Source organism: Noviherbaspirillum massiliense JC206 (genome assembly GCF_000312045.1).
GTDB classification, from domain to species: domain Bacteria; phylum Pseudomonadota; class Gammaproteobacteria; order Burkholderiales; family Burkholderiaceae_D; genus Noviherbaspirillum; species Noviherbaspirillum massiliense.
This window is the reverse complement of the sequence record NZ_HE978635.1, coordinates 706277-727944: the sequence shown is the minus strand read 5'-3', so window position 1 is coordinate 727944 and position 21668 is coordinate 706277. Positions and strand designations below refer to the sequence as shown.

The following is a 21668-nucleotide window of genomic DNA, read 5'->3' as shown; positions in this document are numbered from 1 at the left end:
ATTCCAGACAGCGCAAGGAATCCGTGCGACGCCGGTGCTACCATGAGTCATCACCTTTCCGGAGCTCCCGTCATGACGACCCTGTTCAAGCACTCCTTCTGTCTGGTTCTTCTGTCCGGCATTCAGGCTGCGGCATTCGCGCAGGAAGTGAACATTCCTCCAAATACGGAAGCCCTGTTTTCGAAGCTGGCGGCAGATCCCTCGGTGAAGCAGGCTCTGGACTTCCTCAAGAAGGATGATGCCAATACGCTGGCGGAGCAGAAGGCATTGGTCATGATCCCGTCGCCGACCTTCAAGGAACAGAAGCGCGCCGAGGATTTCCTCGGGCGGCTGAAGAAGGCGGGCCTGGATGAAGTGCGCATGGACAGCGTCTCGAATGTCTGCGGCGTGTTGCACGGCACCGGCAAGGGACCCAAGCTGCTGCTGTCCGCGCACCTTGACACCGTGTTCCCGGAAGGCACGGACCTCACCATCAAGGAGAAGGATGGCAAGCTGTACGCGCCGGGCATCGCCGATGACGCGCGCGGTCTGGCGGCCATGCTGTCGGTGGTGCGGGCGCTCAAGGCCAGCCGCATTAAGACCGTGGGCGATGTCTGGTTTTGCGGCACCGTCGGCGAGGAAGGACTGGGTGACCTGAAAGGCATCAAGCAGGTATTCAGGGACCACAAGGACATCGACGGCTACATCGCCCTCGAATCCCCCACCGTGCCGAATGAAGAGATTTCCTACCAGGCCGCCGGCAGCAACCGTTACCGCATCACATACAAGGGCCCCGGCGGGCACAGCTACCAGGCTTTCGGCCTGCCGAGCGCGATCCATGCGCTGGGAAGGGCGATTGCCGGCATCAGCGACCTGCAGGTGCCAAAGACGCCAAAGACCACCTTCACCGTCGGTACCATATCGGGCGGCACTTCGGTCAATTCGATCGCGGCGGAAGCGACGATGGACCTCGACATGCGTTCGAACGACAACGCGGAATTGCAGAAGCTTGAGACCCAGGCCTTGCAGATCGCGAAAGATGCCGCGGTGGCGGAGAACAAGCGCTGGAACAGCGACAAGCTGCGCGTCGAAATCACCCAGGTCGGTGCCCGCCCGGGCGGTTCTCCCTCGCCGGATTCCACGGTGGTCCATGCCCTGTGGCTGTCGGTGAAAGCCATCGGCGGCACGCCGAAGCTGGCCGGAGCCCGCAGCACCGAAGCCAATCTTCCGATCAGCCTGGGCATTCCGGCTGCGGTCGTGGGAGCCGGCGGATATTCGCAAGGCATCCATTCGAAGGAGGAATGGTTCGATCCCGCGAATGCCTATCTCGGACCGAGCAAGGCCTTGCTGGCCATCCTCGGGCTCGCGGGTGTCGACGGCGTGAGCGCGCCCTTGCTGCAGAAGCGTTCGCCGCGGCAATGATGCTGCGCCCATGTTTTCGCCGGCGCGTTCATGCGAATTCGGGGGCCGCGAACGTGTCGAATGCGCGGGCGCCCATGGCTGGACGGGCCGCCGTAGTGCTGGAGCACAAGGAGAATCGAAATGAACAATTCGCATGACGCACTGACCCTGCAGATGCTGGAGTGGATAGCCCAGGGAACGCATTCCTACGCGGAAGTAATCGATGTCTGGAAAAGCTCCTGCCCGCGCCTGAGCATCTGGGAAGATGCCTGCGCCGATGGCATGGTCAATGCCGCTCCGGGCATGGCGGGCATCGTCTCGCTGACGGAAAAAGGACGAAACTTTGTTTCCCGGGGCCGGTCAGGTATCGCACTTGATGCGCAGGCGAGTTAATGCCGGAAGGGAAGACCATGAAAGCGATTGAACTGCATGCCCCGGGCGGGCTGGACCACTTGCGGCTGGTTGACCGGCCGGACCCGGGTGCCCCTGGCGCCGGACAAATCCGGGTGCGGCTGCATGCAAGCTCCCTCAATTACCATGACTATGGCGTCGTGACAGGATCCGCGCCGAGCGCGGATCGCCGCATTCCGATGTCGGATGGTGCCGGGATCATCGAGGCGGTCGGCGACGGCGTCACCCAGTTCAAGCCGGGCGACCGGGTCGTGTCCTGTTTCTTCCCGACATGGCTGGACGGGCCGCCCACGGTCAGCGATTTCTCAAGCGTGCCGGGCGACGGTGTCGACGGCTACGCCCGCGAAGTGGCGGTATGCAGCGAACATGCTTTCACGCTGGCGCCACGCGACTACACGCACGAGCAGGCGGCCACGCTGACGACCGCCGGCCTGACCGCCTGGCGGGCTCTGGTGGTGAACGGGAAGCTGAAGGCCGGGGATGTGGTGCTGGTGCTCGGCACCGGCGGGGTGTCGATCTTTGCGCTGCAGATTGCCAGGGCAATGGGTGCAACCGTCATCGTGACCTCGTCCTCCGATCAGAAGCTTGAGCGGGCCCGGTCCTTGGGAGCCGATATCACGATCAATTACCGGCAGACTCCCGACTGGGGAAAGCGCGTGTACGAGATGTGCGGCGGAGCGGATCATGTCATCGAAGTCGGCGGTCCCGGCACCTTGCCGCAGTCGATCGCCGCAGTCAGGGTGAATGGACATATCGCGCTCATCGGCGTGCTGACCGGCAAGGCAGGCGACGTGCCCACCGCCTTTCTCATGGCCAAGCAGGCCCGCCTGCAAGGCCTGATCGTTGGCAGCCGGCGCGAGCAGATGGAGTTCGTGCGCGCGATCGAGGCGATCAAGCTCGTTCCTGTCGTGGATCGCAGCTTCGATTTGCCGCAGATCGCGGATGCCTTCCGGATGCAGGAATCCAACGCGCATTTCGGCAAGATCTGCCTGTCGTTCTGAGAAAACGACTTATTAATCGCCGAGCTTGAACGTCGGCACCAGCACCAGCCATGTGCCCATCCTCGGGCTGGCGCGGCAGCATAATTTTCTGGAATGAAAGATCAGGAAAGCAATCGATCCGCGTAAACCCTGAAGGAGAGGCGCTGCGTGAGCGGAGGCGGGGATTCTTCCGCACTCAGGAATGAGGGTGCCATCATCATCGTCCCGAGGCATATAGTGCATCGCCAACCCCTTAACCATCGAAGTTGACCAACGGGGTCATATTCGGCCACGCGGATGCATCACGCGTTGCAGCATGGTCTTGATGGGAACTTACAATAGAATTAGTCGTTGCGCGGGATTTTTCAGCCGGCGTTTGATGGGCCCCTAAAAAAGCCGTCAAACTGAAGAATCCATCGAATGGCCGCGAAACAGAGCAGGTAACAACTTTTGACTTCCTAACGATCAAGGGAGGGGCCTTGGGTCTCAAAAGCTGGAAATCCGCGCTTCCGCCGCATGCGAATATGGCAATTCTGGTGGCTTGTGTATTCTGGCTGACAGCGGTCCTGGCCTTGAGCATTGCATTGATGCGAGAGCGGAGCCAGTCTCTGCAACAAGCCCAGGACGAGACCTCGACCATGGCGACGGTGCTGGAAGAGAACATGGCCCGGACGTTCGGCAGCGTCGATATCGCCTTGCTGGGCATATCCAGCTACTTCGCGTCCCGCAGCTTGTCCCGGCACGACCCGCAAGCCCGGAAGCTGATGCTCAAGTACCTGCAATATCTGCCTGCCGTCAGGGCACTGTTTGTCATTGGCCCAAACGGTTTCATCCAGCACGATACCGATTACCCCACGACACCCGATGTCTCCTTGATGGACCGCGATTATTTTCGCCAGTACATCGAGAATGAAAATCTGAAGCAAGGCTTGTCCTCGGCGATGCTGAGTCGGTCCGGTACAGGCTGGTTTGTCGCCTCGACGCGGAGAATCGTCTCTCCGAGCGGAGAGTTCAAGGGAGTCGTGGTTGCAGCGGTCCAGCTTGACTCCTTGTCCCGTCTGTACCACAAGCTGCACTTGCGCCCAGGGCAGGTGATGTCCCTGTATCACGCAGACGGACGATTGATTGCCCGCCATCCGGATGACGATGCAAGTATCGGTCGCACTTACGGGCACCTGCCTTTGTTTGCACTGTATCTTCCCCGCGAGCGTGCAGCCTCCTACACGACAGCCGGCCCGCCCTTCAATTACCAGCGCATCGCGAGCTACCGCGGGCTCGAGCATCAACCGCTGGTGGTTGTCTTGAGCACCAGGGAAAGCGTCGCACTCGAAGCATGGCGACGTACGGCCACCGGAGCCATCGGAGCTGCCGTTGTCCTGTCATTGCTGATGTTTTCGGGCGTGTTCTTTTACATCCAGAGGCAGCAGCAGGTGCAACGTGCGATCGCTCTCCAGGCGGCCCAGGCCGAGGCCACTGCGTTGGCCGAAGCCAATGCCAAGTTCCGCACATTCTTCGAGCAGGGGCGCTACTTCGCCTGCGTTCTTTCCCGGGACGGAACCATACTCGAGGCGAACGATGCGAGCCTGATTCACAGCGGCTATACACGCGAACAGGTCATTGGCCAGAAATATTGGTCCGGCAGCTGGTGGAGCAACATGCCGGATCACGCCGAGAACGTAGAAAAGGGTTTTGAACAAGTGCTCAATGGAAGGGCGTTCACCTGTGAGGCTATCTATTCCCGGGCGGATGGCACACGGCGCATGGTTGAGCTGGTGCTATCGCCCATTCTCGACGCGAATGAAGCACTTCTCGCCGTCGCGGCAGTCGGGATAGACATTACGGATCGTAAACTGAAAGAGGAGAAACTCCGCGATCTGGCCGACGAACTGACCAATGCGGACCGTCTGAAAGGCGAATTCCTCGCAACGCTTTCCCACGAACTCAGGAACCTTCTTGCTCCGCTGCAGAGCGGGCTGGACATTCTCGAGCGCTTGCCGCCTGACTCTCCGGCAACTTCGCGTGCGCGGCGCATCCTGCAAAATCAAACTGATCAGATGGGACGCATGATTGAGGACCTGCTGGACGTGGCGCGCATCAACAGTGGAAAAGTCAGGCTGGAGTGCGAGCGGGTTGATTTGAGGGATGTGCTCGTCAATGTCGCTGAATCCGCTCAGACCTTCATGGAACCGGCTGGGCACGAATTCAAGGTAAGCCTTCCGGACGCTCCCCTCCATATGGACGTGGACGCAGGGCGCATGCATCAGGTCTTCATCAATTTGCTCAGCAATGCCGCCAAGTACACGCCACCCGGCGGACAGATCGAGTTGTCGGCGTTCAGGAAAGACCATGAAGCAGTGGTACAGATTTCGGATAACGGAATCGGCATTCCCGTGGAGGCGCAGGCCAAGATCTTTCAGATGTTCGAGCAAATCGGCGAGCACGGGTCAAAGGCACAGGGAGGGCTGGGAATCGGCCTGGCGCTGGTACAAAGACTGGTGGCGCTGCACGGCGGGCGGGTGGAGGCATTCAGCGAAGGCGCAAATCTGGGCAGCACCTTTACTGTCCACCTTCCGCTGACCGGGCATCGGGTGGCGCCAAGCTGAGTCGCAGATTTCTTTTTTGTCCGCTCCCGTACCGCGGGATCAGGAGCGGAACCTTATTTCGGCGCCCCGAATTTCAGGCCCAGGGACTTCAAGTAGGTCTCGTTATCCTTGTTCCTGCCCATGACGGCATAGTCCAGCGCGTTATAGCCCATGTCATCTGCAGCATCCAGGTGCGCATTGGCCTGGATCAGCAACTTGAGCATTCGAACGTCGCTATGCTGTGCCGCATGCATCAGCGGTGTCCGCTTCGTATGGGCAAGGGCGAAGTATGTGCATTTATCGTCGTCCGGCCTCAGTTCTTTCGCCGATTTGTATGCCTGATTGACGTCGGCGCCAGCCCGCAGGAGTGTCTCGGCGGCTTTGTGATTGTTTGAACCGATGGCATAGAAGAGCGCAGTTTTGCCGAAGTCGTTTGCCGCATTCACAGGTGGTTTCCGGCGGATCAGATATTCCAGATTTTCCTGGCTGTTAATAGCAAACGACAGCAAGGGTTCCTTGCCTTCACCCAGGCGTTGCAAGGCCTCCGGGCTCAGCATTCCAGTCAGAGAGGAAACGATCTGTAGCGGCCTGTTCTTGATTAGCGCAACGACCAGTGCCTGGTAAATATCGGCTTCGGAATGGCGGGCCGGATCGCCTTTGTTGCCGTTTAGCGCGCTTCGAATCTCATCCGGCGTAACTTGTTTGTCGCGTACGAGTCGTACCAGAACAGAATCGGGCTGCAGCTCGCTGCGGGGAAAGCCTCCAGCCGCACGCTGCACGACAAGCCTTAATGCTCCTCCCGCTGCAATCTTCGCATCCTGCCTGGGCAATCCGAGCTTGCGTTCGTAATGCTTCACAAGCTCAGGCAGAACCCGATCCACCTCGGAAACAAATTCTTGATACAGGTCGTGATTGAAAAGACTTTGTTCTGACCACTGCTGGAAATAGCTGATGGTACGACTATCGTCATCAGTTCCTTCCGCGCGCGCGAACGAATTCCAATCCGTACCTGTGCGCACCGATGGCAGTTCCCGCATCAGCGTTCCTGGTGAAAATCCTGCTTCGGCCAGGCTGAAATGATAGTAGCGCCACTGGGCATGGACTATCGACCCTGTACAAATCTGAGGACCGTTCTCTCCCCGGATCTTCTCCGCCAAATCGAGCAGCTTCAGCATGAAGCCCTGCTGGTCCAGGCTCTCGCGGCATTTGTAGTCCACATCAATAGGAGATCCCGACCCGCTTCCCAAGTCAATTCCACCCGAAAAGACAAGTTCCGGGGATTTTTTCATCTCTTCGCAAGTAATCTGCTTGTCTGCAAACGGATCAAGCTCGTTGAGGCGGCTTTCGTAGGCGTTCAGAAGGCAGGCCGTGTCCTCACATCGGTTTCTGATGTTCCGCAGCCACTGAAGCTGTTCCCCTTTCAGGCGCCTGGCTTTGTCCGTACTGGCGTTCTCCTTCGCTGTCCTGTAGGCCTCGTCCAGTTGCGTATCCAGCTCGGACAGCTTCTCGCCACTGCAGATCAGTTTTTCGGAAGTGGAGCGCGCTTGTCCGCAATCGAAGCTTGCGGCCTGCGCCTGGACACAAGCAAATAAACCAAGCAGGGCAATCGTTTTAATTATGTTCATGGCGAGCGTGACGACGCATTAATAAATGGGTAGTCATCAAGAATTGGCGGATCGTTTCAGGAGCACGCTCCAATACCCGATGCTTGCCGAATTGTATCTTTGCTCGTTCGGACCTATGCCAGGAAAAAGTACATGCAACGGTCGTGCAACACCAGATTGAACTTCAGCCTCGCATCTGGCGTTTCAAGCTGCTGTTGATGGCACCGGAACAGGAATAACGGCCTGTCTCGCAAAGTAGCGAATAACAAACACGAGTGCCAAGATGCCGAGCAGGCCGGCCAGCAGGAAGTGGCCTTCATATCCGAGCCATTTTGCCGCCAGGCCGCTCAGGGAGCCGACGATGCCCGACAGGACCACTTGCGCGCAGGCCTGGATGGTGTAGTCCGCGCCTTCGTGCTCGGGGCGGCATTGATTCATCATCATGGCAAACAGGGCGACTGTCGACATGCCATCGGCCACCTGCTCGAACAGCGCAATGCCGTATGCGGTGTAGGCATTGGCGCCGGAATGCGCCAGCCATGCCATCGCCGCGATCCCGAATGCCTGCGCCAAGCCGAACAGGATGAGCCCGCGCCGCGCGCCGAGGCGGGCATAGATCAGTCCACCCAGAAGGGCGCCGGCAATGCCGGTGATGCTGCTGACCAGCGTGAGCTGCCCCACGGCTGCGGACGTCCATCCATGGTCCACCAGCATGGGCTTGATCATCGGCGAGCCGAGCGAATCGCCGAGCTTGAAGGTGAGCACCACCAGCAGCCATGGGCCCATGCCGGGTCGGGCGAGAAAACCACGGTAATGCCGCCACAACAGCCGCGGCCCCCCCTGCGGCTCGGCCAGTTCAGGGTGAAACGGCAGGATGCGCTTTTCCGGGAACAGCAGGACCGGCACCGTCATGCAGGCCACCAGGATGGCGATCAGGCCGACCGCTGTCCGCCATCCCCAGTCACCGACCACCAGTAACAGCAGGCTGCCGCTGACGATCATGCCGGCCTTGTACCCGCCGACCTGCAGGCTGTTGCCCAGCCCGCGCCAGCGTGGCGGCAGCAGGCGAACGGCCAGCCCGTCGGTCGCGATGTCCTGCGTGGCGGCCGCCAGGTTGACGCAGGCGAGCAAGCCCAGCAGCACCGGCAGCCAGGCGCCGAACAAGGCGTCCGGCGGCAGCAAGGCCAATACAGCGACGATCGTCAGCACGCTTGCCTGCAATGGCAGTATCCAGCCGCGATGGTGGCCGAGGCGAGCGGAGGCCAGCCGGTCGACCCAGGGCGCCCACACGGCCTTGAGTACCCAGGGCAGGGCCAGCAGCTTGAGCAGGCCGATCAAGGCCAGGTCGACGCCATGCTGGCGCATCAGGACTGGCAGCGAGTGCGCGATCAGGCCGGAAGGCAAGCCTTGCGCGCAATACAGCGTCGTCAGCAGGACGATGGTGCCGCTGCTGAGCGCCGGAGTGCTGAAACTGGGAGAGCGGGGTTGCATGTATGGGGTATTCCGAAAGCCGTGGTGCCGCAATTTTGCACGAGAGCGGCTTCGTGCAAAAGCGAAGGATGTTATCGGATCGATAAGGGCAGGTACGGAGTCGCGTCAGGGGCTCGATGACCCGCGCATTCCATCAGGCCGGCTTGTCTTCGTAGAGCGATGTTGGCAAATCGAGCAGGATTTCCTCCGGCAACGGCATTTCTTCCGTGTCGCTACGATACCCGGCGCCGTCGATGACTGCGAAGCGGTCGCCCTCATTCAGGGCCAGCAGGCCATGATGCCAGCTTCCTCGATGCAGGGCAATCGCCTGCCCCGGCGCGCTCAGGAAGGCTTGAATGTTTTCCCATTCGGGTTGGGCCGCGCCCGGCGCCACCACCACGATGAAACGCTGCCCATTCAGCGGAATGAATACCTGGCTGGCGTGTCGGTGCCGTTCCAGCTGCGTCAAGCGCAGCGGAAACGCGCGCGCCGATGCGAGGTAAAGATGGAGGCGGGGATTGCCATCGCTGCAAAGATCGAGGCTGGCGAGGTCGGCATAACGCCGTGTCGTGCCCTCGTTGATCAGATCCGCAGTCCTGCCTTCGGTATCGATGACGGTGCCGAAGGGTGCGAATGCCGATGCGTTCAGCGGATGACAGGCGAGATGGCGCATCAGAAGTTCAGGCCCAGCCACTGCTTCACCTGCTCATGCAGGTCACCCTCGAAATCCTTCCTCTGGCCCGCAGCGGTAATGCGGCCGAGGCTGAGCACATGGACCCGATCCGACATGTTGACCACGCGCCGGACATTGTGATCGATCAGCAGGATGCCCATGCCGGCTTTGGCGAATTTTTCGATCCATGTGAACACGCCCTCTGCAAGAATCGGCGACAAACCGATGCTGGGTTCATCGATCAGGCAGAGTTTGGGTTGCTGCAGCCAGGCTTTTGCGAATTCCACCTGCTTTTGCTGCCCGCCCGAAAGATCGCTGGCCTGTGCCCGCCGCTTCTCGCGCACCGTCGGGAATGCTTCCAGCACTTCCTCGTAGCGCTGCTTGAGCACTGGGCCGTAATGCTTTGCCCGCCCCTGCAGGGGCAGCAGCAGGTTTTCTTCCACCGTCAGGTAGGGAAACAGGCTCGACTCCTGTGGTATGCAGCAGATGCCGTGGTCGATCAGCCTGTGCGGCGCGATGCCGCTGATGTCCTGATCGCGGAACCGGATGCGTCCTTCCTTGGGCGCGAGGAATCCGCAAATGGTTTTGACCACCGTCGACTTGCCGGCACCGTTAAGCCCGATCAGGCCGCTTATTTCACCGGCATGCACCGTGAGCGACACATCGCGCAGCACGTCGATGTCCTGGGCATAGCCGGCGGTGACCTTTTCCAGGCTGAGCAAGAGTTCAGGCATGGCTCGTGCTCCCGAGATAAGCCTCGATGACGGGCGCGCTTTCCAGCACGGTGCGAGTCGGCCCCTCCGCGATCACGCGCCCCAGGTTCATGCACACCGCGCGCTGGCACAGTTCGACCACGATTGGCATGTCATGGCTGACCAGGATGAAGGTCTGGCCTTGCGCATGGCGGCGCCGGATGAAGCCGGCCATGGTTTCGCGCATGACGGGATGCACCGCTGCGAACGGTTCATCCAGCAGGGCAATGCGCGGCGGCTTGATGAAGCACATGCCAAATTCGAGCAATTTGCGCTGCCCGCCGGAGAGGGAACCGGCATCGAGGTATTGCACCGGCGTCAGGGTCAGCTCTTCCAGCAGGGCGCTCGCCTGGCCGTTTGCTTCCTTTTCCGGCAAGCCCATCGCCATGCCGGCCACCAGGAGATTGTCGAGGCAGGAGATGCGGGGAAAGACGCGCGTCATCTGGAACATGCGCAGCAGGCCGCGGTGCGCCAGCTGCACTGGCGACAAGCGCGTGACGTTCTCATCCGCAAACCAGACTTCCCCCGCATCGGGTGCCAGGAAGCCCGACAGCATGTTCAGCACGGTGGTCTTGCCCGAGCCGTTGGGGCCGACCAGCCCGAGTATCTCGCCGGCCTTCACCGAAATGTCGACCTGGTCTACCGCGGCCACGCCGCCGAAGTGCTTGGACAGGCCGAGTGTCTTGAGGAGCGTCATCGTGCGTCTCCTGCCGTTTTTTTCGCCACCTGCGGCTCTGGCTTGCGGCCGGCCGCGCGGGACCATCGGTCAGTCACCAGCCCCCACAAGCCGGTGCGGAAGAAGCGGGCAAAGATGATCACCGCGAATGCGAATACGATCATCTGGATATTGCCGACATCGCGCAGCCATTCGGAGGCGACATACACCAGCAGCGCTCCGATGAGCGGCCCGGTGAGCGTGCCTATGCCCCCGATGACCACCATCGAAATGACCAGGCCGGTTTGCAGCACCAGTCCGAGTTCCGGGCTGACCAGCTGGCTGAAGGTGCCGTAGAGCGAGCCGGCCAAGCCGCAGATGGCGCAGGAGAGCGCAAAGGCCATCGTCTTGTAGCGCACCACGTTGATGCCGCGGGTTTCGGCGCCGATTTCATCATCGCGGATGGCAAGCAGGAAACGGCCGGCGCGGCTGCGCATCAAGGCGTACAGGCCGAGCAGCATGGCAAGCAGCACCGCCAGGAACAGGTAGTAATACCCGAGCCGGCTATCCATCAGGGTCGGCACATTCAGGCCCTGGTCGCCGCGCGTGAATTCATGCGAGTTACCGATGACCACGCGCGCGATTTCGGCAAAGGACAAGGTGGTCAGCGCCAGGTAGGGGCCCTTCAGGCGCAGGACGATGCGGCCCAGCGCCCAGCCGATGACGGCGGTGGCAATGATGGCGGCCGGTATGCCGATGGCAAGATTTATCTTCCAGTGATACGCAAGCAGCGCCGTCGTGTACGCACCCAGCATCGCGAAGGCTGCCGGTGCCAGGGAGAACTGGCCGGTAAAGCCCGCCAGCAGGTTCCATCCGAGCGACAGCATGGCGAAATACATGCTGACGACCAGGATGCCCTGTGTATAGGAGTTCGTCACGACCAGCGGCGCGAGCGCGAGCAGGAACAGGACTGCCAGCGCGGCGCGAAAATCAGTGCGCAGGCGATTGGCCCAGAGATTGCGTATCGTGCTCATACCTCGCGCCCCCTTTCGCCGAACAGTCCCTGGGGCCGGAACAGCAGCACAAGAATCAATATAAGCAGGCCGAATGCATCGCGATAGTCATACGATCCGTACACCGCGAAAAACGATTCGAGCACGCCGAGCACCAGCGCCGCCGCCATGCTGCCCCAGATCGAGCCCATGCCGCCCAGCACCACGATGACGTAGGACTTGATGGCAGGGAAAGCGCCGACGTCCGGCGCGGGATTGATCATGGGCGCGAGCAAGCCGCCGGCCAGGGCCGCGAGCAGGCCGGATATCGCAAAGATCAGACTGGTGGCGCGGGTGGCGTCGATGCCGGCAAGCGAAGCGCCGAGCCGGTTCTGCGCGACCGCCTGGATCTGACGGCCCCACAGCGAGCGCTTGATGAACAGCGCCAGGCCGATGAGAATGGCTGCGGACAGGCAGGCGGCAATCAGCTTCTGACCATTGAGCATGACCGGCCCGAACGCGAAGCGCGAAGTTTCGATCAGGCTTGGCCCGCGGTAAGGGTAGGGGCCGACGATCTTGTCCACCAGATTGATCAGCAGCAGCGACAGGCCGAAGGTCACCACGACCGCATACTCGTCTTTCATGATGCTCCAGCTCCCGTACCCGGCATACAGCGGGCGCATGAGCAGGCGCTCCACCAGCCAGCCGAGCGCGGCGCCGCAGACCGCCGCCAGCGCCAGCGCGATCCAGGGCGAGATGCCGAGCTTCAGGGAGATCAGCACATAGGCATAGGCGCCGACCATGTAGAACTCGCCATGGGCGAAGTTCACGATCTTCAGGACGCCGAAAATCATGGACAGGCCCACCGCCATCAAGGCATAGAACAGGCCTATGATCAGGCCATTGATGAAAAGATCAGCCGCGAGCATGTGATTCTCCCGATGCCGCTATCGTGGAAACGTCGCGGCGCCACGGCGCCAGCTGTTGCAGCCGCTGCGCGACGGCCAGCACCTGCCAGTCGGCACCGCGCCGCCCGACGATCTGGATGCAGACCGGCACGCCATCCGTGGTGCGGGACCAGGGCAATGACAGCGCGGGCAGCCCGGTCAGGTTGAAGGGCAGGGTAAGCTGGGTGGCCGCGGTGTGCATCGGATAGTTCACGTCTCCGATCGCGACCGTTGGTGCGCCGACCGGCGGAGCCGGCGCGCGCAGGGTGGCGCAGATGAGGATGTCGGCTTCGCGCAATACCTCCTCCATGCGCTCGGCCAGCTGGCGCCGCAAGCGCTGCGCCTTGACGTACAGCGGTGCCGGCAGGAACAGGCCGATCTCCAGGCGCACCCGCACGTCTTCGCCGATGCTCTCGGGCGTCTGCTGCAGGCGCTCCCAGTTGGCGTTCGTCGCTTCGGCACAGATGGTATGGAACTGGATTGCGGGTGCATTCTCGCAGCCCTCAATCTCGCGCACGCTGCAGGCTGCGCCATCCCTGGCTGCGGCCTGCATGACAGCGTCGAGCGCTTGCGCCACCAGCGGGTCCAGGGGGTGCTCGAAGTAGCCTCCGAGCCTGGCGATTCTCAGGCCAGAGAGATTGTCACGGCGCCAGGCCGGGACTGCCGGCAGACCAAGCATGGCGGCAAACAGCGCGGCACAGTGTTCGACCGTATCGGCCATCGGGCCGACGTGATCCAGGGTCGGTGCCAGATCGGCCACGCCGGCGCGCGGCAGCACGTCGTAACTCGGCTTGAGGCCGACCACGCCGCAGCATGCCGCTGGAATCCGGATCGAGCCCGCGGTATCGGTGCCGACGCCCGCCACTGCCATCCCCGCCGCGATCGCCGCGGCCGTGCCGCCGCTGGAACCGCCGGCGATGCGCTCCGGCGCAACAGGATTGCGCACCCGGCCGAAATGCGGATTGTCGCTGGTGATGCCGTATGCCAGCTCATGCAGATTGGCCGTGCCGATGATGGCACCGCCTGCCTTCCGGATGCGCGCCACCACTTCGGCGTCCTGCTCCTGCACTTGCCCCTGCGAGCCGCTGCCGCAAGTGAGCGGGTAGCCGCGTACCGTCATCAGGTCCTTGATGACGACCGGCATGCCTGCGAGGAAGCCGGGCGCGGCCTGCGGCGGCGCATCGGCCAGGCGTGTGAAGATATGCCAGTCAGGATGTTCGCGCGCACGGGCAAGCGCCGATGCAGCCTCGAGCTGGCCGGTTCCCGTATTTTCCTCCGGCGTACCCGTGCCGGCCGGCTCGTCGAGCCCGGCTGGTGCGGCAACATGGGCGGGCAAGGCCGGTGTCGGCAATGCCCGAAGCGTGTCGATCTCCGGCTGGTTGATGTGCAACCGTGCCATCCACGCCCCGGCACGGTCGCCATGGTCGTGGCCAAGCCAAGCGGCAAAACCCGCCAGCACCTCTTTCAGCGATTCCATCGCGGCTCCCTGTATGAATAAGACCCAACTCTGATGAGGATGGGTGGAGTGCGGGACAGATTACTGGCCTGGCTTGACCAGCTTTTTCAGGTCGAGCTTTTCGCCCGGCCCCTGGATCAGGACGGAATCCGCGATCGGCTGGTTCACCGCTGTGAGCTGGTAATTCACATAGGGAATGTCGACCCATTGCTGGAACTTGTAGCCCGGCTCTTTCGAAAACTGGAACGTCCCGCGGGCGCCGCTGAAGGTCATGTTCTGCATGGTCTTGATGAGCGTTGCCGGATCGGTGCTTTTGCTCTGCTTGATCGCATCCACGACCAGGAGCAGCGAATCGGCGGCCTGGAAGATCAGCCGGTTGGGCTCATTCTTGGTGCGCTTCTTGTACTCGGCCGCGACTTGCTTGCCCAGTTCCGGCATCGGCATCTTCGGGTGGTACAGGCCGAAGGACACCATGTACTTGCCGGCTTCCTTCACGTTCTGCCAGAAGTCCGGATAGTCGGCGATGCCGGCACCGTCATAGCTCCAGGTCTTCCCGCTCGGCGCCACGCCCTGTTCGTACAGCTGGTTCATCACGATGTAGGCAGCTGGCGGCAGCATGATGTTGACCACCATGTCGGGCGGGTTGGCGCGCAAGGCGAGTATGGCCGGGGTGAAATCCTTGCTGGCGCGGTCGAGTGTTTCATATTTGAAGTCGACGCCGGGCGCCTTGGCCTTGATCAGCTCCGCCATCAGCTTGGCCTGCCCGATGCCGTAGTCGGTGTTTTCGGCAAAGGCCACGACACGCTTGACGCCCATGGCGGCGATGGTCTCGGCCATGGCGGTGGACACCCGGGTGTTGTAGTTGGACGGATTGAAGACTTCCGGATAACCCTTCTTCCGTATATCGTCCGACCAGCAATTGGTATTGATGTAGGGGACATGGGCACGATGCGCCACTTCCATCTCGGCCAGGCAAACCGAGCTCTGGTGGCCGCCGGTGACCGCAACCACCTTGTCCTTGGCGATCAGCTTCTCGGTCGCGGCGCGGCCTTTTTCCGGAATGCCCTGATTGTCTTCATAGACCAGCTTGATCTGGCGTCCCAGCACGCCTCCCTGAGCATTGATCATGTCCTTGACGATCTCGATGCCATCCTTGACCTGCGTGCCCTGGACCACCGAGCCCGGCGGGGACTGGGCAATGCTGACGCCGATGGCGATAGGTTCCGCAGCGGAAGCCGCGCCGCTGGCGGCAATGATGAATGGGGATAGGGCGAGCAAAGCGAACCGTTTCATTCCTGTCTCCTGTTTTATGAAATTTGGAATCTGGTGCAGCCGGCCAATTCGGGCCGGGCCGCTCTCGCTGAAGCAAAACCATGTCGTCAGGTAATGCCGCGCCAGTGAAATGCCCGCGCGGCAAGAACCATTTTTGCTACTTCGCCCTTCTCCGATGGAAACCGCCTCTGCCCACTGGATCGACAGGGGAAAGCATCTTTCTCAGCCTAACAAATATTCCGGAAAAGATACTTTGTAGAAGGCAACCCCTTTGATTTTGGTCATGATTGGTTGCTGTAATGGATTGGACGGGCAGGAGCCCGGATCGCGCATGCGGGCAAGTCCGTTCGCCTTTGCGTACAGGATGCAGGGGCGCCGGATGCCACCGGCGGCGCCACGAAGAATCCTGTGGGATGGGTCACTAGCGCTGCACCTCGGTTTCCGGCTGGCGCAGGCTGCGCAGGTAGCGCAGGCCGACGATTGCCGCGGCGATTCCCGATGCTGCACCCACCGCGAGTGCCCAGCGCGGGCCGAAGACGTCGGCCACCCAGCCGACCAGGGGTGCGCCGAGCGGCGTGGCGCCCATGAGAATCGCAAGCAGAATGGCCATGACCCGCCCGCGCATGCCCACCTCGGTGGAGAGTTGCACCACGCTGTTGATGGAGGTGGTGAAGGTCTGAGCGGAGACGCCGATGACAACGAGTACGGCGCCGAAAAAACCATAGCCTGGCGCCATGGCCGCCACGCCACAGCCGACGCCGAATATGGCTGCGGCGGCGGCGATCCGGGAAATGCGAGGCTTCGCCTGTGTCGCCGCCAGCAGCGCTCCGGTGACGGAGCCGATGGCCATGGCCGATGTCAGGATGCCGTATTCGCGGGCGCCGGCATGGAAGATGGTGACGGACATAGTCGAGATGAAAATCGGGAAGTTCAGGCCGAAGGTCCCGAGCAGGAACAGCATCAGCAGCAGGGCCTTGAGGTCGGGCCTGCCCAGCACATAGCTGAATCCCGCCAGCAGCCCGCCCTGCATGCCTACGCGCCGGTCGCGCCCGTGCAGCTGGTCCACGCGCAGCATCGACAGCGAACAAATCACGGCGACATAGGAAATCGCATTGATCAGGAACACCCAACCGGTGCCGGTCGACGCGATCAGCAGGCCGGCAACGGCCGGGCCGATCATGCGCGCAGCGTTGAAGGAGGTCGAATTCAGGCCGACTGCATTCGTCAGGTCGGCTTCGCCGACGAGTTCCGACACAAAGGTCTGGCGCGCGGGGGCGTCAAACGCGCTGACGCTTCCGAGCAGGAATGCGAACAGATAAACATGCCACAGTTGCGCGTGTCCTGAGAGCGTGAGAAGGCCCAGGCCCAAGGCGAGCACGCCCATGGATGTCTGCGTGACGAACAGGATCTTCCGCCGGTCGAAATGGTCGGTGGCATATCCGGTCAGGGGAAGCAGAAGCAGCGCCGGTCCGAACTGCAGGGACATCACGATGCCCACCGCCGTCGCATTTTCGTTGGTCAACTGGGTGAGCACGAGCCAGTCCTGCGCCGTGCGCTGCATCCACGTTCCGACATTGGATATCAGTGCCCCGGCGGCCCAGATCCGATAGTTGTAGCTCCTCAGCGAACGGAATGTCCCCTTCATCAGGCGGCTCACGGAGCTCCCCGCCCGCTCGCTGCCCGGATGGATGCAGGCAGGAGGGTAACGGGAGATTCATGATTGGAGACAGAGCAAAACTGCTGGTCGGCATCAGTTTTGATTTTTTTATAGGAAAGAGTTGGCATCCTGCGACTTCAAGAACTATATGAATTGACTGTATGGGCTCTCAGTCGATCGAGCCCCACGAGTATAGGGGAATTCAGATGAAAGATTCGCCCTCCCGCAGTTTGTTCCGAGCTGCTGTCTGCATGCAAGCTTTCCGTATTCTGCAACCCGTCTGGAAAGGCATAAGGACCGGCTACGCCAGCATCTTCCATCTGCAGGCACGAAAGTTCCCGTTGCCGCAAACACTCGCAATGCGGCGGCGTTGGAACTTTTATCAACGCTGTACATCATCTGAACCACATGGTGACGGACGCGGGAGCTGTTCTTCGCATTGCGAATGCACAAGAAACCAAGGCGCTGGTCGCCCTTGCGACAGATCGATAGCAATGGGCAAGTGGCTGAAACAGCGCGGCGTGCAGAACAGCATCGAATGTTCCGGGCCAGCGAAGGATCGTCAGGATATGTCCCGAACCAGTACACACACCTCGTGAAAGGAAGACGCAATGGCATTCAACTTATTCGACTCCAAGGGAGTCCCGGTCGAGCAACAGCGCTATACATGGCGCGACCTGGTCAACAAGCCGATCAGCAAGCTCAACGATGATGCATACACGCGTGTCCGCGTGATCCTCATGAACGGGATCGAGACCGAGGCAATCCGTTTCCAGGCGCTGGCCACCATGATGAATCGCGATTTGCGGGTATCGCTGGCCAACATCAAGCGCAGCGAGCATCACCAGCAGACGATGGTGAACTGGCTGATCGGCCCGGACCACTCGCCGCTGGAGACGACCATTGCGTATGAACAGGTCGCCATCGAAGTCACCGCGTCCATCGCCCAGAACGAACCCGACGCCTATCTCGCCCAGACCTACCGCTACGGCTTGCTCGAAGATTTCGACCACCTGTATCGCTACTCGGCGATGCTCGATCGCCTCGAAGGCAAGGACCCGAACAACATCACGCAGAGCTATACCGACATCCTGCCGGGGCGGCCGACGATCATCCAGCATCGTGCTCCCATCGATGACGTTCGCAATCCCTATGACCGCGCTACCGCAGCACCAATGTCCAAGGTCAATGCGCTGACGCTCGTGGCGAGCGAATTCCAGACCCACGACTATTACATGAACATCGGGCCGCTGTTTTCCGATCCGATGGCGCGTCAGCTCTATGCGGAAATCGCCTCCATCGAAGACCAGCACGTCACCCAGTACGCCTCGCTGATCGACCCGAGCGAGTCGCTGCTCGAAAAATGGCTGCTGCACGAGGCCGTCGAGGCCTATAACTACTACAGCTGCGTACAGTACGAGAGCAATCCGCGCCTGAAGGCAATCTGGGAGCGCTTCCTCGATTACGAGCTCGGCCATTTCCACCATGTCGCGGAACTGTTCAAGAAATATGAGGGCCGCGATCCTGCGGAACTGTTCCCGGCTGCCCTGCCGGAACCGATCAAGTTCGAAAGCCAGCGCGACTTCGTGCGCCAGACGCTGAACAACGAAGTCGACCTGCGTTCGAAGGGGGCCCAGTATGTCAACAAGTCGCAGGAAAGCCAGGAATCCATCAATCTCCGCAACTACATGAACTCGGAAGGCGTGCCGACCGAAATCGTTGCGGCAGGATACATCTGGGCTCCGGGAACGGAATTGAGCCGGCGCGCAGGCGTGCCAGCCTGACGCGCATTGGCGTCTCTCGTTCCACCGAGCTGAAGAATTTCCAGGAAAGGATCCATCATGAAAGAAACACCCTCCATCGGCATGAACCGCACCGGCGTCCAGATGTCACCTTTCGACATCGACGACATGACACAAGCCTCATCCTCCGCCGCCACCCCGAGCCCTGCGGGCGACGCGTCCGCGATGGCTGCATTGCGCAGCTCCTATATCAACGAGGCCGACCCGCTCGGCACCGTGCCCGTTCCCGGCACCGTCAAGGGCATGCTGAAAAGCGGCGCCTCGATGATGACCGGTCATGCCCCGCAACTCCTGCTCGACAAGCTGGGGGAACGGCTGGCATTCGAACGTACCGGCGCGCGCCTGTATGACGCGCTGATCACCAAGGTCGCCGCGCTCGAACAGGAAGGCACCATGACCATTCCCGGAGAACGGTTGTTGCACATCCGTGAAGAAGAGGTGCGCCATGCGGCCATGGTCGCGGATGCCATTCGCACGCTGGGCGGCGATCCGACATCCATGACTCCCTGTGCCGACGTGGTCGGTGTGGAATCCATGGGGCTGCTGCAGGTGGTGACGGATGCCCGCACCAGCGTGGCGCAATCGCTGCACGCGATACTGGTGGCGGAAATGACCGACAACCATGGCTGGGAAGGATTGATCACGCTCGCCGAAGCCCAGAACCATGATCAGATGGCGGCGGATTTCCGCGCCGCGCTGGAGGCGGAACGCAGCCATTTGCAGCAGGTTGAAACCTGGTTCAACGAAGCTACGCTGGGGTCGGCAGCAGAGACGGAGGCAGGCACAAGCCAGCCCTCGGTCCACTGACATCCCGTCCGCGCTTCCTGCCCCGGTTCGATACGCAGCCATGAAATCAAAGCTGCGTCGGCGGCTGGCAGGGGCGTGGAGCGGAACGGAATGTCGCTCCGTCCGTATTTGGACGTCGAACACGGGAAATCGCTTTTCCAGTGTCGCCTATGTTTCATGGCGACAATGCATCCGCCGCCTATGAGATTGAAATGCGGCGAATGAAGCGAGACTTTTCATCCGCCCTTGTTGCCGTATCCGAAAGTTCCATGTTATAAAACGGCATGGCGAATCAACTGCAATTGCTGGCTCTAGACCTACTGCTAAGCCTGAGGCTTGGCCGGGGTCTGCTCGCGTTCGCCACCCATCTGCTGCTACCGCGCACACGCATCTGACTCCCCCCTGATCCCGGCCAATCATCGTACCTGCCAAGTGGCAGACGCGACAGGGGGAGTACATCCGTGTTGAACCAGCTGGCGCAAGAACGCCGGCAATAATCGTGGAGCCCAAGATGATGCAAGAACCCGCCCGCAAGTACCGCCCCTTTCCCCCTGTCCAGCTCACCGACCGGCAATGGCCCTCGAAAGTCATTGCCTCTTCGCCAATCTGGCTTTCCACTGACCTGCGCGACGGCAACCAGGCGCTCTTCGAGCCGATGAACGGCGAACGCAAGATGCGCTTGTTCCGTGAGCTTGTGCGCATCGGCTTCAAGGAGATCGAAGTCGGCTTTCCTGCCGCGTCCCAGATCGACTTCGACTTCGTGCGCCGACTGATCGAAGAAGACCTTGTGCCGGACGACGTCACGCTGATGGTCATGACCCAGTCCCGACCCGACCTGATCGAAAGGACGGTGGAAGCTGTCAAGGGTGTGCGGCAGGCGATCGTCCACCTCTATAACGCCACGGCACCGGTGTGGAGGGAAGTCGTGTTCGGAATGTCAGTGCCGGAAATGCTGGGCTTCATCGAGCGCAACGTGCGGCACGTCCGGGAGTTGACTGATGCCTGTCCGCAGACGCAGTGGACCTTGCAGTATTCACCTGAATGCTTTTGCATGACGGAGCTGGACGTATCGCTGCAGGCATGCCAGACCGCGATCAATGCATGGGGCACCGCCCCCGGCCGGCGCATCATCATCAACCTGCCGACCACGGTGGAAAACGCGACGCCGAACGTGTTCGCCGACCAGATCGAGTGGATGCACCGGCGGCTCGCGCCTCGCGAACACATCATCCTGTCAGTGCACCCCCATAACGACAGGGGTACCGGGGTAGCCGCAGCGGAGCTTGCGATGATGGCCGGCGCCCAGCGGGTTGAAGGCTGCCTGTTCGGTAACGGGGAGAGGAGCGGCAACCTCGACCTGGTTACCGTTGCGCTCAATCTTTACACCCAGGGAGTCCATCCGCACCTCGATTTTTCCGACATCAACGGTATCGCACGCGTTGCCGAGGAGTGTACCGGGCTGCCGATTCATCCCCGTCACCCCTACGTCGGCGACCTGGTTTTCACGGCGTTCTCTGGTTCGCACCAGGACGCCATCAAGAAAGGGCTCGCCGCGCGTGACCCGGAAGGCATATGGGAAGTCCCTTACCTTCCGATCGACCCGGCAGACCTTGGCCGCACCTATGACAGCCTCATCCGCGTCAACAGCCAGTCCGGCAAGGGCGGGATCGCATTTCTGCTCGAGCGGGAACGCGGGATTCAGATGCCGCGGCGCATGCAGGTCGAGTTCAGCGCACTGGTGCAGCAGCATGCCGATGCCAGTGAAAGCGAGATCAGCGGCCATCAGCTGTGGGCGCTCTTCCGTGACACCTATCTCCACACCCAGCATGCCGACGCCGCATTGATCTGCCACGGACACCGGCTTGACGAGAATGGCCGGAGCATCGAACTGGACCTTAGCTTCCGCGGCAGCCGCCACCGTCTTTGCGGGAACGGCAATGGGCCGATCGCAGCGGCTGTGGATGCGCTGGGCATTCCGGTGCGCATCGACCACTACGAAGAACGGGCGATCAGCGCCGGTGCGGAAGGCCAGGCTGTCGCAATCCTGGAGGCAGCCTGGCCGGGCGTGGCCGGCTCCGCATTCGGCGCCGGGATCAGTACGAATATTGTCACTGCTTCGGTACTCGCCCTGGTCAACGCGATCAACCGGCTGGCAACCCGCGGCTGTCCGGTGATGCTGAATGCGGAAAGGACCGCAGCGAGCCAGGCAGGGTAAGCCTGCGCCGGGAACGTCACTGCGTTCGGGAGGA

At 61.4% G+C, this 21668-nt stretch carries 17 protein-coding genes; 7 read left to right on the top strand and 10 right to left on the bottom strand.

From position 1 onward, the window contains the following. Window positions 1–42 precede the first annotated feature (42 nt). From HGHM_RS18885 to HGHM_RS22470, 4 genes are all read left to right on the top strand, one after another. Window positions 43–1401, top strand: a complete 1359-nt coding sequence (locus tag HGHM_RS18885; protein WP_245549301.1) for a M20/M25/M40 family metallo-hydrolase — start codon at window positions 43–45, stop codon at window positions 1399–1401. Window positions 1402–1521: 120 nt separating this feature from the next. Beyond that, window positions 1522–1773, top strand: coding sequence for a hypothetical protein (locus tag HGHM_RS18880; RefSeq protein WP_019143134.1), 252 nt, complete (start codon window positions 1522–1524; stop codon window positions 1771–1773). Window positions 1774–1790: 17 nt separating this feature from the next. Next, entirely contained in the window at window positions 1791–2792 is a 1002-nt protein-coding gene (locus HGHM_RS18875) for a zinc-dependent alcohol dehydrogenase family protein (RefSeq protein ID WP_026076201.1), read from the top strand. Window positions 2793–3295: 503 nt separating this feature from the next. Next, complete coding sequence (locus HGHM_RS22470) at window positions 3296–5374, top strand: ATP-binding protein (RefSeq protein ID WP_051155347.1); 2079 nt, start codon at window positions 3296–3298, stop codon at window positions 5372–5374. 53 nt (window positions 5375–5427) lie between these two features. On the opposite strand, the gene HGHM_RS18865 is transcribed toward HGHM_RS22470, so the two are convergent. The 10 genes from HGHM_RS18865 to HGHM_RS21925 all read right to left on the bottom strand — a co-directional run bounded on the left by HGHM_RS18865 (window position 5428) and on the right by HGHM_RS21925 (window position 16819). Next, entirely contained in the window at window positions 5428–6978 is a 1551-nt protein-coding gene (locus HGHM_RS18865; protein ID WP_019143131.1) for an ankyrin repeat domain-containing protein, read from the bottom strand. Between the two features lie 183 nt (window positions 6979–7161). After that, entirely contained in the window at window positions 7162–8448 is a 1287-nt protein-coding gene (locus HGHM_RS18860; protein ID WP_019143130.1) for an MFS transporter, read from the bottom strand. A 133-nt stretch (window positions 8449–8581) separates the two neighbouring features. Further along, complete coding sequence (locus HGHM_RS18855) at window positions 8582–9100, bottom strand: ureidoglycolate lyase (protein ID WP_019143129.1); 519 nt, start codon at window positions 9098–9100, stop codon at window positions 8582–8584. Continuing rightward, complete coding sequence (locus HGHM_RS18850) at window positions 9100–9834, bottom strand: ABC transporter ATP-binding protein (protein ID WP_019143128.1); 735 nt, start codon at window positions 9832–9834, stop codon at window positions 9100–9102. Before HGHM_RS18850 ends, HGHM_RS18855 begins: the two co-directional genes overlap by 1 nt. Further along, the gene (locus HGHM_RS18845) at window positions 9827–10549 is read right to left on the bottom strand and encodes an ABC transporter ATP-binding protein (protein WP_019143127.1); all 723 of its coding nucleotides are present in this window, start codon (window positions 10547–10549) and stop codon (window positions 9827–9829) included. The genes HGHM_RS18850 and HGHM_RS18845 overlap by 8 nt, the downstream gene beginning before the upstream one ends. Further along, on the bottom strand, window positions 10546–11541 hold the full coding sequence (locus HGHM_RS18840) for a branched-chain amino acid ABC transporter permease (protein ID WP_019143126.1): 996 nt from the start codon (window positions 11539–11541) through the stop codon (window positions 10546–10548). Before HGHM_RS18840 ends, HGHM_RS18845 begins: the two co-directional genes overlap by 4 nt. Continuing rightward, complete coding sequence (locus HGHM_RS18835) at window positions 11538–12428, bottom strand: branched-chain amino acid ABC transporter permease (protein WP_019143125.1); 891 nt, start codon at window positions 12426–12428, stop codon at window positions 11538–11540. Before HGHM_RS18835 ends, HGHM_RS18840 begins: the two co-directional genes overlap by 4 nt. Continuing rightward, window positions 12415–13923, bottom strand: a complete 1509-nt coding sequence (locus tag HGHM_RS21930; RefSeq protein ID WP_019143124.1) for an amidase — start codon at window positions 13921–13923, stop codon at window positions 12415–12417. The genes HGHM_RS18835 and HGHM_RS21930 overlap by 14 nt, the downstream gene beginning before the upstream one ends. 60 nt (window positions 13924–13983) lie before the next feature. Beyond that, complete coding sequence (locus HGHM_RS18825) at window positions 13984–15195, bottom strand: ABC transporter substrate-binding protein (protein ID WP_019143123.1); 1212 nt, start codon at window positions 15193–15195, stop codon at window positions 13984–13986. A 400-nt stretch (window positions 15196–15595) separates the two neighbouring features. After that, a complete protein-coding gene (locus HGHM_RS21925; RefSeq protein WP_051155365.1) occupies window positions 15596–16819 on the bottom strand; it encodes an MFS transporter in 1224 nt (407 codons plus the stop codon). Between the two features lie 623 nt (window positions 16820–17442). On the opposite strand from HGHM_RS21925, the gene HGHM_RS18815 reads away from it, so the two are divergent. The 3 genes from HGHM_RS18815 (at window position 17443) to leuA (ending at window position 21634) form a co-directional block, all read left to right on the top strand. Further along, a complete protein-coding gene (locus tag HGHM_RS18815; protein ID WP_019143121.1) occupies window positions 17443–18615 on the top strand; it encodes a hypothetical protein in 1173 nt (390 codons plus the stop codon). A gap of 57 nt (window positions 18616–18672) precedes the next feature. Continuing rightward, window positions 18673–19440: a ferritin-like domain-containing protein gene (locus HGHM_RS18810; protein WP_019143120.1), complete on the top strand. Its 768-nt coding sequence runs from the start codon at window positions 18673–18675 to the stop codon at window positions 19438–19440. Between the two features lie 490 nt (window positions 19441–19930). Next, window positions 19931–21634 (top strand): 2-isopropylmalate synthase, encoded by a 1704-nt coding sequence (gene leuA, locus HGHM_RS18805; protein WP_019143119.1) that lies wholly within the window; start codon window positions 19931–19933, stop codon window positions 21632–21634. Window positions 21635–21668: the final 34 nt, after the last annotated feature.

What these genes read in the sequence shown, in the direction of transcription:
- HGHM_RS18885 (WP_245549301.1), top strand. Translation starts at nt 43, where the DNA reads ATGAGTCATCACCTTTCCGGAGCTCCCGTCATGACGACCCTGTTCAAG.
- HGHM_RS18815 (WP_019143121.1), top strand. Translation starts at nt 17,443, where the DNA reads ATGGCATTCAACTTATTCGACTCCAAGGGAGTCCCGGTCGAGCAACAG.
- leuA (WP_019143119.1), top strand. Translation starts at nt 19,931, where the DNA reads ATGATGCAAGAACCCGCCCGCAAGTACCGCCCCTTTCCCCCTGTCCAG.
- HGHM_RS18865 (WP_019143131.1), bottom strand. Translation starts at nt 6,978, where the DNA reads ATGAACATAATTAAAACGATTGCCCTGCTTGGTTTATTTGCTTGTGTC.
- HGHM_RS18850 (WP_019143128.1), bottom strand. Translation starts at nt 9,834, where the DNA reads ATGCCTGAACTCTTGCTCAGCCTGGAAAAGGTCACCGCCGGCTATGCC.
- HGHM_RS18880 (WP_019143134.1), top strand. Translation starts at nt 1,522, where the DNA reads ATGAACAATTCGCATGACGCACTGACCCTGCAGATGCTGGAGTGGATA.
- HGHM_RS18840 (WP_019143126.1), bottom strand. Translation starts at nt 11,541, where the DNA reads ATGAGCACGATACGCAATCTCTGGGCCAATCGCCTGCGCACTGATTTT.
- HGHM_RS18860 (WP_019143130.1), bottom strand. Translation starts at nt 8,448, where the DNA reads ATGCAACCCCGCTCTCCCAGTTTCAGCACTCCGGCGCTCAGCAGCGGC.
- HGHM_RS22470 (WP_051155347.1), top strand. Translation starts at nt 3,296, where the DNA reads ATGGCAATTCTGGTGGCTTGTGTATTCTGGCTGACAGCGGTCCTGGCC.
- HGHM_RS18835 (WP_019143125.1), bottom strand. Translation starts at nt 12,428, where the DNA reads ATGCTCGCGGCTGATCTTTTCATCAATGGCCTGATCATAGGCCTGTTC.
- HGHM_RS21925 (WP_051155365.1), bottom strand. Translation starts at nt 16,819, where the DNA reads ATGAAGGGGACATTCCGTTCGCTGAGGAGCTACAACTATCGGATCTGG.
- HGHM_RS18875 (WP_026076201.1), top strand. Translation starts at nt 1,791, where the DNA reads ATGAAAGCGATTGAACTGCATGCCCCGGGCGGGCTGGACCACTTGCGG.
- HGHM_RS21930 (WP_019143124.1), bottom strand. Translation starts at nt 13,923, where the DNA reads ATGGAATCGCTGAAAGAGGTGCTGGCGGGTTTTGCCGCTTGGCTTGGC.
- HGHM_RS18845 (WP_019143127.1), bottom strand. Translation starts at nt 10,549, where the DNA reads ATGACGCTCCTCAAGACACTCGGCCTGTCCAAGCACTTCGGCGGCGTG.
- HGHM_RS18855 (WP_019143129.1), bottom strand. Translation starts at nt 9,100, where the DNA reads ATGCGCCATCTCGCCTGTCATCCGCTGAACGCATCGGCATTCGCACCC.
- HGHM_RS18810 (WP_019143120.1), top strand. Translation starts at nt 18,673, where the DNA reads ATGAAAGAAACACCCTCCATCGGCATGAACCGCACCGGCGTCCAGATG.
- HGHM_RS18825 (WP_019143123.1), bottom strand. Translation starts at nt 15,195, where the DNA reads ATGAAACGGTTCGCTTTGCTCGCCCTATCCCCATTCATCATTGCCGCC.